Origin of the sequence: Bacillus sp. FJAT-25509 (genome assembly GCF_001420605.1) — a bacterium.
Lineage (GTDB): Bacteria > Bacillota > Bacilli > Bacillales > Bacillaceae_G > Gottfriedia.
The window spans coordinates 33,121-48,497 of sequence record NZ_LJIZ01000019.1 but is presented as its reverse complement, the minus strand read 5'-3'; the positions used below and the strand labels follow the sequence as shown (position 1 = coordinate 48,497).

Here is a 15,377-nt window from a genome sequence, read left to right as displayed (position 1 = left end):
ACAATTTGAGAAATAAGAAGGTTTCTATATTGAATTACGTGAGAAAGGAACGACTGGAGATTAACTTCAAAGGCTAAACAGTTAAAGTAAAAAGCCTGTCCAAAAATATGAACAGGCTTTTACATTTTAATTATAATCCTAATTGACTCTTAATTGATTCTAATGTACTTCCTTTATAATTTTTAACTGGTTTTGGTGGTGCTGGAACCCAAGGATTTTGCATTAAGTAATTTTTTTCTACGAATGCAAGGTCTTTCGCGTCAACCGTTCCATCGAAGTTAATATCTGCACTACGTTTATTTGTTCCCCAATATGTTTGGATTGCTAATGCATCATTTACATCGATTACATCATCTTTATTTACATCTCCAGCAGTTGCATAAGGAGTACTTTCTGTACCTACTCTATATGATGTACCGTATACATCGTCATCTAAACCAAAGTAAGCGTTAATTCTCGAATATCGCGTTGTAAAATGACCTGGTATATCTTGGATTAATGTATAATCATCTTTTGATGGGTCTATTCCTGTAATATCAAATGACCCATTTTTCGCGACTATATTTGTTTTGACTACTTTTCCATTACGATCAATTACGGTTAAAGTTGGCGAAATTTTTGAGTAATCTTTTGCATAATCATAGTTGCCTTTTGCATCTAAAAATCCTTGAGCATGAATATATCCTTGGAATTCAGTTTGATTATTTAAGATCGAGATTGGCGAAACATTTGAAAAAACATTAGTTGATACATTATTTATATCTGTAAATTGTGAAGTAACTGAGCTAAATGAATAAGCATTTTTCGGATCTAATGGATTAGGAATTTCAATTGTTAAATCCACCATTGGTAAATCACCATCAACTCCAGAAGTTCCGTTAAAGTTAACTGTAACATCTGATGAAGTTGTACTTCCTGATGTAGTTTGTTTAACATCTAGTGATCCACCATGTTTTTGTGCAGCAGAATTCAATGAAATTTTCGTAATTTTTGTCCCTGGGGTATCAGAGAACTTATAATTTGCTTTCGATAGTTTACTTACATTATTTGCATTTAATGTCATCGTTAAAATTTCACCTGGTTTTACAAAAGCTGCATTAAATTTTGTCGGTTTATTTGCCTCAACAGAAACATATGGTGTATGTTCATTTACAAAATAGTATTGTTTTTGAAGATAACCATTTGTTGCTTCGTCCATCCCTTCAAATTTAACACTTAGAACACTTTGGTCCGGTAACATCGCAATATCATCGGATGCATTACCCTCTTTATCTAGCTTCAAGTTACCATTTGGTAACCAAGAGTTGTAAGAATAGTAAATTTGATTTTGTGTTTGATCTGCAGCCATACCAGCTGCTTTTTTTACATCTACATTATCATCAGTAATCTGAGCTGTTACACCTAAAGTATCCTGACCATCTTTATACTCAACAATTTGTTTACCCGGTACTTCCCCCTCCACATGCATATTCCATTTAGGTTTTGTACCATCGACAAATAAATCTTGACTAATCGTATATTGTTTTCCATTATCATCTGTACCAATCATTTTTAATACATATTGCCCTGTTTTTGGTACTACCAATTGATCATCTCTTGTTCCAATTGGATTATCTGGGTCATTTGTAAACGGATAGTAAAATCCAAAATAGACGAAAGGAAGTGAAATATCTACACCTTCATTAAATGCTACCCCATCATACGAACTAACAACACCAAGATCTTTACCAGTTTTTGCATCTGAAATAACAACGTCAATTGATCTCATATGTGATTTTAAGGCAATATTAGCAGCATCAGTTCGATTCCATTTTTGACTACTTTGACTAAGCGATTCAGGCACTGATTGTTTATACAATCTAAAGTAATCAAATCCTTGCTCGACGTAGTGAACGCCAAATGGAATGCGATATGTTTCTGATGGGTTATCTTTGTTTGTATACACTACATACCCTTCATAAATTCCTTTTTCAGCTGTCTTTGGAATATTTAAAGTAATAGTTCTTTTCTTTTGGCTAATTCCTTTTAATGTAACTGTCGATGGAGTTTGAACAGTTACACCATTTGCTGCTGCATCCTTTGAACCACGTAAGTTTGATTGGAAATTAACTTTTACATCAAATGTTTTTGACTTTTCTCCTCTATTCATTAAAGTGACTGTGCGGTTATTTGAATAGTCATTTCCATCGAATGATACATTGCCGAAGCTAAGTGCCCCTGTTTCTTCATTAATTTGTTTTTCTTTTCCATTAATGATCGTTGGTGTTTTTTCTTGCACTTTAATTTCAATCGTTGAATGGATTGCATTATATGGATCAATTCGTCCTGCACCTTGTTCAAATACACTGTATGGCTTACTTAAAGAATCTGCAGTATTCATTAAAATCGCTTTGATATCTTCTGGTTGTAAATTATGGTTTGCTTGCTTTAATAATGCTGCAACCCCTGTTGTAAATGGAGTAGCCATTGATGTACCTGACATACGCTGATATGCTTTTTTATAATCTGTTGGATTGTCTGGATTGTTTATAAAACCTGGTACTGTTGATAATACACTCACACCTGGAGCTGTAATTTCTGGTTTAATATCATAAGTTAATCTTGCAGGTCCTCTTGAACTGAAGTCAGCTAAAGTATCGCCCTGCGTTTTCGCTTCACCTATGTCAGTAAATGTAAAGTTAACAGATCCTGATTGTAGCTTTTGCTTCAAAGCTAGACCATCTGCGTTAGATAGCGAGAACGTTGGAATGAAATTTACACCATCGCCTAAGAAGGTTGGAATTTGTCCTTCAGTTGGATTGTCATTATACATAAGAACTGCTGCAGCTCCTTGTGATTTAGCAACCGCAATTTTAGAATCTAATGTATACGTTCCACGACTCATTAGAACAATTTTACCTTTTACATCTTTACCTGAATATGCTTCTCCTAGATTTACATCTACAACCGAATTCGTTACACCTTTTAATTTTGAAATATCATCCCCAGCGCCTTTTGCCATTAAAAGTAAAGATGCATTTACATTATCGATCGCACCTTTCCCTCCAAGTGTCGTAATTGGAACACTGCTTGCACCTACTGTTAATGCTAAACCAGCCGTTCCTGGTGAACCTAACGTATACATCTTATTTCCTGCATTTCCAGCAGCAACTACTGCAGTAACTCCATTTAGTACAGCATTATTAATTGCAATACTTTCAGGAAGTAGTGGGTCATTATAATTTGCACCTAGTGAAAGGTTCATAACGTCCACTCCATCTGCAACTGCTTGATCAATTCCCGCGATGATATTATCAGTTGTACCGCTGCCACCTGGTCCTAATACACGATATACATAAAGATCGGCATCTGGAGCAATACCAGTTGTTGCATCTTCACTTTCATTTTTGCCTTGCCCTACAATCGTACCTGATACGTGAGTTCCATGTTCTGTTACGTAATTTGCTGCACCAGTAGCTCCATAAGGTTTACCCGCTTTTATATAATCAGCATAAGTAGTTTCCATTGGATCATTGTCATTATCTACGAAATCGTATCCACCTTTAAATGCGGCTTTAATGTCTGGATGGTTATAATCAACACCTGTATCAATAACAGCTACTTTTACTCCTTTACCTGTATAGCCTTCTTGATGTAATTTATCAATTTGTAAGTAAGAACGCTCATCTGCCATTCCTTTTCCTGTTGAACTTGTAGATGAATCTTTCCCTTCAACCGGAAGCTCCGATTTCACTGTTACATCGCTATAAATAGCTTGTACAGCTGTTGATTTCATTAAATCATTTAGTTTATTTGCAGGGACTTCTAAAGCTACCCCGTTAAATGCATGTTTATATTCACGTTTTATTTTATATGAACCATCAGATTTTGTTTTAAATAAAGAACTTATGTCTGATTTAAACTTAGTATGATCTTCATTCGCATTGCTTGCTGCTTCTGAATCTGATAAAGCTTGTCCTTTTAAAGCAGCTTCTAATACAGCAATTTTCTGTGGTTTTTGTTTAAATGAAACAATTACCGAAACAGTTTCAGGACTATTAAGATTTACATTTGAATCAAGAAAAAGACCTGATTGATCAGTCGTTGAAATCTTTTGTAGAGCTTCTCTTTGTTCTGGAGTTAATTTAGCTAAAATCGTTTCTGCATTTGAGACAACATCTGCTTTCGTTACATTTGAAACATGACTTAAAGAACTTAAAATAAAACTAGTTGATAACGCAGCTACTGTAAGGCTTTTTGCAATTTTACTTTTACTCGTTCTCTTTAACATACTCTTCCCCCATTTATAGTAAGATTCGCAAAATGAAGTTATTAATAGTAGAGGAACTTTGAATCTAAAACTCTAGCTTTTATATTCTAAAAATCCATCAACCTAATAATCACTTCCTATTACTTATTATTAAAAATATTCAAATAATTAACAATCGGGTTATATGGAGTAGATTCTTTCAACGTTTCTTCTTTTCTTTTACAAAATTCGACACTTTTCACAAAAGAAGTTTATAAACTTTCTTATATCTTTATAAGTTTTTCTTATTTTTTTATAAATTAAGTTCGTCGAGAAAATTTAAAATTTAGTTTCTTGGTTGATCTATAGATTCTTTATTAATAAAAATTAAGGGAAGTCGATATTCGACTTCCCTTAATTTTTAAATTATTGTAATCCTAATTGAGTTAATACATCATCTAATGTAACGCCTTTATAAGCAGTTTTTGCTTTTGGTACATTTGATACAGTCGGATTTTTTAGTCCAAAGTTTTTAACAATGAAATCCATATCTTTTTTATCTACTACTTTATCAAAATTAAAATCTGCAGTTGCTTTATTAGTACCCCAATATGTTTGTACTGCTAATGCATCTAGAATATCGATCACATTATCTTTGTTTACATCACCTGCTGCTGCAGTTGGTAAATTAAAGGCCAATCTTTTTCCAACTATTTCACCACGTACATTATTCGATAATACAACTTGTTTGTTCATCGTAAAGTGACCTGGTACATCAACTGTTAACGTAAATGGATTTACTTCCGCTTTTAGTCCTTCAATAATATACTGACCACTCTTGTTTAAACTTGACGGAGTAGCAGTTGTTTTTCCATCATAAGAAGTAACTTTTACATTTGCCCCAACCTTACTTAAATCAATTGAATAAATAGATTGACCTGAGGCATCTTTTGCCCCTTCAACTTGTACTGTTCCATCTAATCTTGAATAAGTTGGTTTATATTTGATACTTTCCATGTAAGAGTAAACATTATTAGTCTCTACATTTGATTGATCAGTTGTGGAGGCTGTCATCGTAAACCAATTGAAAGCAGATCCTCCATAAAGTCCATCCGTAAACTTTTTAGCCGTTTTAAGGTCGAAATTAAATAATTGTAAGTCTTCTGGTAATGTTTTGTCACCTAAATAAGTGAATGTAATTGTATAGTTCGTATTAGACGGACTTGTTTGAACAGCAACTACAGAAACTTGCGCATCACCATACTGCTTAACTGCATCATTTACTACTACATTCTCAATTGAAGCTAGGTTAGGATCAACTGGTATTGTAATTTTAGATGTTTTTAAGTTTTTAACATTATTTGAACGAACACTATAATTTACTGTGTCTCCATTTGATACGATTTGTTTATTTGCCTTTAAATAGTAATAAGGTAAATTGTGATCCACAAAAACAACTCTTAACATATTAAAAGCATTTCCTATAGTGTTTCTTGCATAATCCATACCATAAAACTGAACTTGTAAAGGTGCAGCTTGTTTTCTAACGACAAGTTTATCAGTGTAATTTCCATTTTTATCTGTATAAATTGGTGCTTTTGGCCATGGACTATTATTAAACGTAACAACTGAATTGTTTGATTGATCAACTGGGAAACCTAGTTTATTTGCTTCCTCTGTTTCAGGATCATTTAAGTGAATGTTAAAATCATATAAGAATTGTCCATTTGAATCAAATTGACTATCATTAGTTTCAATTACTTTTTGGTCTAATGAATCAAAGCTAGAAGTCATAGTTGGTGCACCTAAATCGTAAATAAAATCAGATGACTTTGTGAATGATTTACCTTGTTCATTTGTTCCAACCAACTTTATTTTATAGCGTCCTGGTTGTGCAATTGCTGATAGATAGCTAATTGGATTCTTTGAATCACCAGTAAATGGATAATATGATCCAGTAAATCCTCTTGTAACATAATAAGTTTGATTTTCATTCAATAATATTGGACTCAAGGAACCTATTAATCCTAGGTCTTCACCTGTAATAGAATCTTGTAAAATAATATCTATTGTTTTCATATGTGATTTTAATGAGAATGTAAACGATTCGAAAGGCCAAGCATTTTCAGGCCAAGCTGTATCAGTTGAAAACATTGGTAAGGCGTCAACTGAATCAATGCCTTCATTTATTACACGTCCACCAAATGGAATTTGATATGTTTCTGATGGGTCCCCCGTATTTGTGAAAGTGATGTATCCTTCATATGTGCCTTTATCTGCTGTTTTTGGAATGTTTAAATTAAATTTAATTGATTTTTGGCTAATTCCGTTTAATTTTACCGATGAAGGGCCTGTTAGCGTTATATTGTTTTTAGCTGCATCTAAAGAACCTCTTAAGCCAGTTTGGAATTTTACGTCTACATTAAATGTTTTTGCTTTTTCGCTACGGTTTTTTAATGTAACAATGCGTGAATCAGCAATATCTTGATCATCAAATCCAAATGAACCAAAGCTCATTCCACCTGTTAATTCTTGAATTGATTTTTGTTTTCCATCAATAATTGTTGGCGTTTTATCAACTACTTCTAATTCTACATTTGAGTGGATTGCTTCATAAGCATCTACTCGTCCGCTACCTTCTTCAAAGACACTATAAGCTTTTGATAATGTATCTGCTGTATTCATTAAGATTGATTTAATATCTTCTGGTTTTAAATCTTTATTTGATTGTAGTAATAAAGCCGATACCCCAGCTACATAAGGTGTTGCCATTGATGTACCTGATAAACGCTCATACGCATACTTGTAATCTTCTGATTTTGTTCCATCTACTGTTTTGTCGTTTACATAGAATGGTACAGTTGAAAGGATTGACACACCAGGTGCAGTTACTTCCGGTTTAATATCATAGTTTACTCGAGATGGACCTCTAGAGCTAAATGACGCTAATTCATCTGAAGCAGTCTTTAGTTTTGTGAAATCACCAAATGTAAAGTCTGTTTTTCCGGCTTTAATTGCAGCAGCGATTGTATTACCTTCATCATTTGAAACTGAAAACGCAGGAATCGCATCGACTGATTCACCAAGGAATGATTGTATTGCACCTTCTGCTTTATTCGTTTCATCGTTATACATTAAAACTCCAGCAGCGCCTTTTGCTTTTGCATTTTTGATTTTGTCTATCAATGCAATCGAACCACGTTTAATGAACGCAATCTTACCGTTTAGATCTTTTCCATTAAAATCTGCTGGGTTTGCTAGTCCAACATCAACAAGTTGATATGTTTTACCTTTTAATGTAGTTAAATCATCTTTATAATTTCTTGCTAATTGTCTTAATGAATAATTTTTACCATCTTGTACACCTGCATATTGATAGATATCAAGTGCGATAGATGAAGCACCAACTGTTAAAGCTAATGCTGCTGTACCAGGTGAACCAACCGTGTACATTTGATCCCCACTATTCCCTGCTGCAACAACTGTCGTTACTCCACTTAATACGGCATTGTTTACCGCAATTGAAGTCGCATATAGTGGGTCATTTAACGTTGCACCTAATGACATATTAATAACATTCATACCATCTTTTACAGCTCTGTCAATCCCGGCAAGAATTGCATCAGTTGTCCCGCTACCATATGGACCAAGTACCTTATAAGAATAAATATCCGATTCTGGAGCCGCACCAATAGTTTTATATTCACTACTCGCTTTCCCACGACCGCCAATGATTCCCGCTACATGTGTACCATGCTCAGTATAGTATGCACTGCCACTCACAATTTCTGCTTGGCCAGATTTTTTCCAATCTGCATACGTTGTCTCCATTGGATCATTATCATTGTTTACGAAATCATATCCACCTTTATATGCATCTTTCAAATCTGGATGGTTATAATCAATACCTGTATCTAAAATCCCTATTTTAATTCCTTTTCCAGTAAATCCTTCTGCATGTAATCGATCTAAAGCGTCATAAGGTGTATAGTTTCCAACATTTGCTTCATCTGCTTTTAACTGATCGTTTTCCTTAGGAGGATCAATTGAAAATGTTTGGTTACTCCAAACTGTTTTTACAGCTTTTGATTTTAATAGGTTTTTAATTTGATTTGCTGGTAGTCTCATTGAAACACCATTAAAGGCATTTTTATATGAACGATTAATCGTATAATCTACCTTTTTAGTTTTGCCATTTTCTAATACTTGACCTACATCTTTAGCAAATGTTTCATGATCTTGATCGACTAAGTTTATTGCTTCAGATGCAGTTAATGATTTACCTTCTACACTTGCTTCGATTTGAGCAACTTTAGCAGGTTTATTTGCAAACTCAACAATAACACTTGTTTGTTCCGTTGAGTTTAAATTAATATCTGAAGAAATTTGAAGACCTGATTGTTCATTAGTCGAAAGCTGTTCAAGTGCTGCTCTTTGCTCTGAAGTTAAGTTTGCTAAAATATCTTCTACATTTCTTGGACTTGCTGCTTTAGTACTAGTAGTTACTTGTCCAAGTGAACCAAGAATAAAACTAGATGTTAAAGCTAAAACGGTAAAGCTTTTTAAAAACTTTTTTTCTGTCCTTTTCCCCATTTCTCTTCCTCCTAGAAAATTTACAACAAGGTAGAAATCTACATTGAAGTACAAAAATATTCTTACTTTGACAAAAATATGGATTATTTCCCAAAAAATAAACAATTTGTCTGTTTATTCAACTTCATTATTGAGAATTTTCAATCTTTTATCAATCGGGTTATCGAGTCCCTATATCACATGGTTTATAGAATAACCCGAACAAATTCCGACAATTTTCTTGTCTGAAGTTTATAAACATTTGTTATAAATTTTGATATTTTGAAATAAATTCCATTTACTTATAACAAAAAAAGTCTATAGACAACGAATACTCGTTATCTATAGACTTTTAATTTAAAGCTTTATGCATCAATTTAAAGTTTTTGTCTACTTCAATTGCCTTTTCATATTCTTTTTGCTCGATATAGTGATTATATAAGATCTTTCCATACTGCTCAAAAAATGAGGTATTATTAGTGTCTATAAGCTGTGGCACCACTACTTCAGCTAAAAATTGATAATATTGACTTGAATTTTTTTTACTTTTCAAAGCTAATAATTTATACAGATTAAAATAGATTGGACATGATTTTTTAGCTAACTTTGTCCCTGTTTCTATTTTTTCTAAAAGATTCTTTTTTTTCAATAACTTTGCATCTAAACATGCTTCAGTAAAATGATATAATCGCCTTAAATATTTTATTGATGATTTATCAGTTAGTAAAAATGCTTCTTCAAAGAAACTAACTGCTTGATCAAATTCCTTTCTTTTATAAAACTCTTCTCCTAAGTTAAATAAAATATTTATTTTACTTTCATGAGCACCTAAAATGACACAATTATGAATCAAATCCTTATAGTTTTCTACTAACACTAAAAAGTCAATGTCTCTTTCACTGTCCAATTGCATTAGCATTAAGATTTGAGCATTCATAGCACTCACATGATTATATGTTTTATTAAAAAATTGAAGAGCTTTTTTTGCATATGTAAATGCGGATACTTTCGCTTTTGCATGATGATATGCTACTGCTAAGTGATAGTAATACTCTTCATTATTATACTCTGCTATTTTAATTTGTTTTAAAAGGTTCACAGCAGTTTGACATTCTTCACCGTGGGCAGTTCTAAATGTACTGATACAGTATATTCCTTTAATGTGTAGAAGAACATTCTTCTCATAATTAGATAATGTCTGAAACTCTTTTTCTACGTAATCAATTATATTTTTTGCTTCTGTAAACATATTTTTATGAAGATAATATCTCCCTTTTAATAGCAGATAGTTTGCAGCATGTTTTGAAGCCAGAATGAACGGATTTTGATCTAATACTACTTTTACTCCTTCAATCTGTGGTGTTCTTTGCATAATAATTGCTTGATTCCACTCATTTAAATGCTTCTCTATAAGATAAAATGATTCAATTTCTTTGTTTATATCAATTTCTAACTTTTGAGCCAATTTGTAAATAATTTCTTCTGACAAAGTAACTTTTCCACTTTCAAACCTACTAATATACGCTTTACCACAAATTCCTTCACCTAAGTTAGACTGACTAATTCCTTTTTTCTCTCGATAATATTTGATGATTTCTCCAACTAACATATTTAGCCTCCTCTATATTAGGCAACGTTCAAATTGAACAAAAAAGTATCATTTATTGTAAATTTTTCTAAATATAAGAAAGCACTTGATAAATCTAATGTTTTGATTCAACATTAGAACGTATTATTTTTCAATTACATTAGACTCAATCGCGGAAAATAGAATAATACTATTAGTTAAACCCAATTCTATATTTGCAAAATGATTAAGTAAATTTACAGTTTTTAAATATAACTTCACGATTTGTAATATAAAAATTGAAATAAAAAATCTATATTGGAAAAGTTTTAGTTCATGTATGAAAGCATAAAGGTGGTCAATGTAATGCATTTAGAAAAACTAGAGATTTTAGTAGAAGTCGCTAAAACGGGGTCGATTTCAATCGCTGCAGAAAATCTTCATGTAAGTCAATCCGGTATAAGTCAAGCGATTACTAAAATAGAAGAAGAGCTAGGAATAAAAATCTTCAATCGATCTAGATTAGGGGCAAGATTAACAGTGGATGGGGTACAAATCGTGGAAAAATCACAAGAAGTACTCCTAAAATACGCAGAATTAAAAGAAATAGCACAGAAAAGTAAAGATACCCAACTCAGTGAACTTAGAGTTTCCATGGTACCTGCTTTTATTAATTACTTATTAACACCGTTAGTTGATTTTAAAAACCAACATTCAAATTTGCACATAGACATATTAGAAAACACTACTGAACGTACAATTGAAATTGTTAAAAAAAATCAAGTAAATATAGGAATCATCTGTCTTTACGAAGGCATTATGAAAGAATTAGAAGAATTTCATTACGAAGGATTAGTACCTGGAATGATGAAAGTATATGCAAAAAAAGATTCCCCTTTTGCCATCTCGAAAAAAATAACTCCTGAAGAAATTCTTCAGCAAAAATTCGTTCTATATAACGGTGACTATATAAGATGGTTTACAAATAACTTCCAACATAATATTGGAAAATTAGATATTTTATTTTCTTCCAACCATCTTGAAGAGTTATTACGAGCAATTTTAAATGGAAATGCTATAACATGGGGACCAAATTTTTCATTAAAAAATCATCCATATTTATCGAATGGTGAACTCGTTGAAATTGATCTCGTAGATTACGAACCTGTGAACTCAGAACTTGGGGTAATCACTTCAAAAAAGAAAAAATTATCGAAAGTTGAAAAACAATTTATCAATTTCTTGAAAACTGAAATCATTTCATCTTAATAAAAAAGGCAACATTTCAAATGTAGAAATGAGCCTTTTTATTTTATCAATATATCTTTCACTTTAAGATTAATTACTTAATGCATCTGATTAATCCAATTCACTCTTTCAAAAATCATTCATTATCATTCGATTGTTCTTTTTCCTTCTTTCTTTTTAGGAAAACAATTAAGCCAATGATTCCTACTAAAAGTAATAATCCGCCTCCGATATAATACCAATAATGATTATTTTTTATTTCAACTGCTTTATTATTCAAATCTGTTGCTTCTTTACCAATCGTAAATAACTCATCCCATTCCCATACTTGAGTTCCGATGATCGCTTTCATCTTTAATCTGTATTTCCCTGGTTCAATTGGATTATTATTTAAATCGATTGCGTAATCAAAATTTGAGTTAGGTGCCATGCTCATCTCAGTTTTTTTCGAATTATATAAAACTTTATTGGAACCTTTCTTAAAGATTTGCGCATCTATACTCATATCCTTCGCAATAGAAGATTCACTATTTTGGATTGTCGCAGCAATTGTTGTTCGATAATTTACTAATTTAGGTTTAATATCAAGCAAATGTAGATCCGGCTCGACTTCCTTACTGTTTTCCGATAATTTTATTCCAACCACATATGCATATTCATTTTTTATATTAATGCTCTCACTTTTGGAACTTTTTTCAGACTCATCAATCTTTTTCTTAAAGTGGGCTGCTCCTAATATAACTCCATTATATTCTTCTTCCGGCATTGTAATCGAAAATGACACTACCTTTGATTTACCTGATGGAATAACAACTTCTTTTTGAGGTTCTTTTATTAAGCTAGTTAGTGGATACTTTAAAGATTGATCTGCATCTTTACTATTCGATTTAGAGTAATCAATCAGTCCATTATCATTAGTCGTTGCAAAAGTAATATTCGCTTGAATTGTTTCTTCTTTTTTACTATTATTAAAGACTTCAATTTTAAGATCCTGTTTTTGTCCTGGACTCATTTTTAAATCAAAATAAGATTTCAGATGATCAATTTGATTTGTCGGAATGATTGCTTTTACAGAAAAGTCGATATTATTCTCTGCTTTTACAGATAGAGGGATGAACGATAAAGTTAACAGAATAGCAGAAAAAATTAGCAATAATTTTTGACGTATAAAATCCATTTATATTCCCCTTTAGAAAATAGAGACTTTATATCATTTTCACTATAAGAGATTTAATGATGCTTCATCTAGTAGGTTGAATATAATATAAAGTCCATTCCATTAATTGTTATTTTTCAAATTAACTACTATAAACCCGGTGCATCCGTTAATGTCCACGTAATAGTTGCCTCATGATTACCAATTGTTGCTGAGCCTGCCGGTATCGTCAAAGTGACATTATCATTTAATGCCCCATCATTCACTTCCGGGTTTGGTCCAAGCCAACGAGTTACCCATGTACCATAACCATTTCCTTGTGATGCGGAAACAACAGATGATGCTGTACTTCCATCTGTATTTAAGGCAATTGTTTCAGTTGCTACCGGAGAGCCACTTGTACTTAAAGAGATTACGGAACCATTTTTTAATGTAATGACTGCACCAGGAAGAGAATCTGCTGTTCCATTTGTAAATTTACTTGCTTTAGCAGTTACTGACCAACCTTCCCCTGTTCCACGGCGATCTGACACTTGAATAAATGGCTTTTTAGATTTAGCCGAATAGGTTTCTGTTTTATTTGAAATCTCATTTACCCCGAAGTCAACTGATGAAACATAATCTAATGTTAATGAACCAGCATTCCCAGTTGGAGGATCTTTTGGATCAGTAGGACCTGATGGTTCTAATGGTTCAATTGGATTTGTTGGATCAACAGGTGTAACTGGACCAGTACCAGCAACAAATGTAATTGATCCCTTTGAATTACCTACGGACGATACCTCCGCAAAAGTTGTGTGTGCAGTTCCTACTAATGATGACATCCCAATAACACTAACAAGTGCGAGTTTTGTAATTTTCATTTCACTTTACTCCTCTAAAAATTTATTTTTTTGTTTCAACGATGTCATTATATCGTTGTAATAAAGTGATTCCCATGATGTTTTTTACCTTTGGTTTAGGTAAAAATAATACTTTGTCTTCAAAAAAATTTCACATTTAACACAAAAAAACGCATTAATAGGTGCTTCTCGTTCTGTGAAATAAATTTTTTTCTGAATTAAGACAGAACATTAGTAGCAATAATAGTAATAAAATGGACAAAATTTATGGGGATATTGAATGGATAAATCAACTAAACGGAAATTACAAATAATCAATATTTTAAGTAAACAGGATAAGTGGTTTAAAACAGGAGAATTAGCAAGTGAGTTATTATGTACTGAAAAAACAATACGAAATGATTTACAGGCAATTAATTCGAGCTTGCCTAAAGGATGGCAAATAGAAACAATCAAAGGTAAAGGAATTTATATTAATAAACCAATTTCTTCATCAATTAATCAAATTCGTTCAATTTATGTAAAAAACTCATTGAGTTTTCAAGTCATTATGCTCATACAATTTAAACAAATTACTACTATAGCAGAATTAGCAAACGCTCTTTTTATACAACAACCTGCTGTCTATTCTATACTAGACCGAGTTGAAGAATTATTGGGGGCCTATCATCTAAAATTAAAACGTGGCCCACTTGAAATAGTAGGAAGAGAATTTGAAATTCGCCTATTATGCCGTGATATTCTTGATGCTTTATACGCTCATTCAAATCAAGAATGGCCAATAGAATCATTTACATTCCAAGATATTAAAGAAATTGTTATAGCCACTACAGAAAAATTCAAATTATTTTTATATCCTTCAACAACTAAAAAGTACGTCTATTTGCTTGGAACAATGTTATATAGAATAGATAAAAAAATGCAAATTGAACTAACTAATCAATCGATAAATAAAATTTTAGATTCTGTATTTTTTAAGATTTCTAATGAAATTTGTGATCAATTAGATCATCAATATAAACATCATATTTCAATGAATGAACGAATTGCGTTCTCTTTATTAATGTCAACGCTTCCTTTTCACAGTTTTGATAATATGGAAAAAAATGAATTTTTTTACTTATATCGAAATCAAAAAACACAATATTATAAGGAACTTCACAATTTAATCGAAATATTAGAGGAAAAGACAGGTATATCTCTAAATGAAGACGAAGAATTTCTTTACACATTTCAAGACCAATTTAAGAGGAACTTTCTAATTTTTAACTCGATCGATATAAAGGAACCATCCTATTCAATCGACCGATATGTTCAAAATCAGTATCCTGAGTTATATGGAAATGTATCAGATGCCTTACAAATCTGGACTAAAAAATATTCTTATCCTGAAATTACAAGAGATCGGATTGCAAAAGCTACATTAAATATTCAAGCTTCCAAAATTAATTTATCATCTTCAAGGAAAAAGGTTTTATTATTAACAAGTAATGGTCCAGGAGTTCATCGTTATATTGAAACGAAATTGGTTACTGCTTTTGGTCATAAAATTGATTTTATTCGTCCTAAAATAGGTGAGTTTGAATCAACAATTATAAATGAACTAAACATTGAATTAGTTATTTCTGATTTCTTACTTGAAGGAGAAATCATTCATCCTGTCATTACAATTGATCCTGTACTTACTGAAAGAGATATTGATCAAATTTCAAATTTCTTAAATTCACACTCGACATAAAAAAGTAAGGCACGATCGCCTTACTT

Annotated in this window: 7 protein-coding genes; 2 read left to right on the top strand and 5 right to left on the bottom strand. The window is 32.0% G+C overall.

Features of this window, described 5'->3' with window-relative positions:
- Nucleotides 1-130: 130 nt before the first annotated feature.
- The 3 genes from AN960_RS12155 to AN960_RS12145 all read right to left on the bottom strand — a co-directional run bounded on the left by AN960_RS12155 (nt 131) and on the right by AN960_RS12145 (nt 10,409).
- The gene (locus AN960_RS12155; protein WP_056471627.1) at nt 131-4,270 is read right to left on the bottom strand and encodes a S8 family serine peptidase; all 4,140 of its coding nucleotides are present in this window, start codon (nt 4,268-4,270) and stop codon (nt 131-133) included.
- A gap of 384 nt (nt 4,271-4,654) precedes the next feature.
- Complete coding sequence (locus AN960_RS12150; protein ID WP_056471626.1) at nt 4,655-8,821, bottom strand: S8 family serine peptidase; 4,167 nt, start codon at nt 8,819-8,821, stop codon at nt 4,655-4,657.
- A gap of 331 nt (nt 8,822-9,152) precedes the next feature.
- Nucleotides 9,153-10,409 carry a helix-turn-helix domain-containing protein gene (locus AN960_RS12145; protein ID WP_056471625.1) on the bottom strand — a complete coding sequence of 419 codons (1,257 nt, stop codon included), beginning with the start codon at nt 10,407-10,409 and terminating at the stop codon, nt 9,153-9,155.
- Nucleotides 10,410-10,733: 324 nt separating this feature from the next.
- On the opposite strand from AN960_RS12145, the gene AN960_RS12140 reads away from it, so the two are divergent.
- Entirely contained in the window at nt 10,734-11,636 is a 903-nt protein-coding gene (locus AN960_RS12140) for a LysR family transcriptional regulator (protein ID WP_056471624.1), read from the top strand.
- A gap of 115 nt (nt 11,637-11,751) precedes the next feature.
- Here AN960_RS12140 and AN960_RS12135 read toward each other — a convergent pair whose 3' ends face one another.
- Complete coding sequence (locus tag AN960_RS12135) at nt 11,752-12,792, bottom strand: WxLIP family cell surface protein (RefSeq protein WP_056471623.1); 1,041 nt, start codon at nt 12,790-12,792, stop codon at nt 11,752-11,754.
- 128 nt (nt 12,793-12,920) lie between these two features.
- Complete coding sequence (locus tag AN960_RS12130; RefSeq protein WP_056471622.1) at nt 12,921-13,634, bottom strand: WxL domain-containing protein; 714 nt, start codon at nt 13,632-13,634, stop codon at nt 12,921-12,923.
- A 259-nt stretch (nt 13,635-13,893) separates the two neighbouring features.
- Here AN960_RS12130 and AN960_RS12125 point away from each other — a divergent pair, with 259 nt between their 5' ends.
- Nucleotides 13,894-15,351 (top strand): BglG family transcription antiterminator, encoded by a 1,458-nt coding sequence (locus AN960_RS12125; RefSeq protein WP_056471619.1) that lies wholly within the window; start codon nt 13,894-13,896, stop codon nt 15,349-15,351.
- The last annotated feature ends 26 nt before the right edge of the window (nt 15,352-15,377 follow it).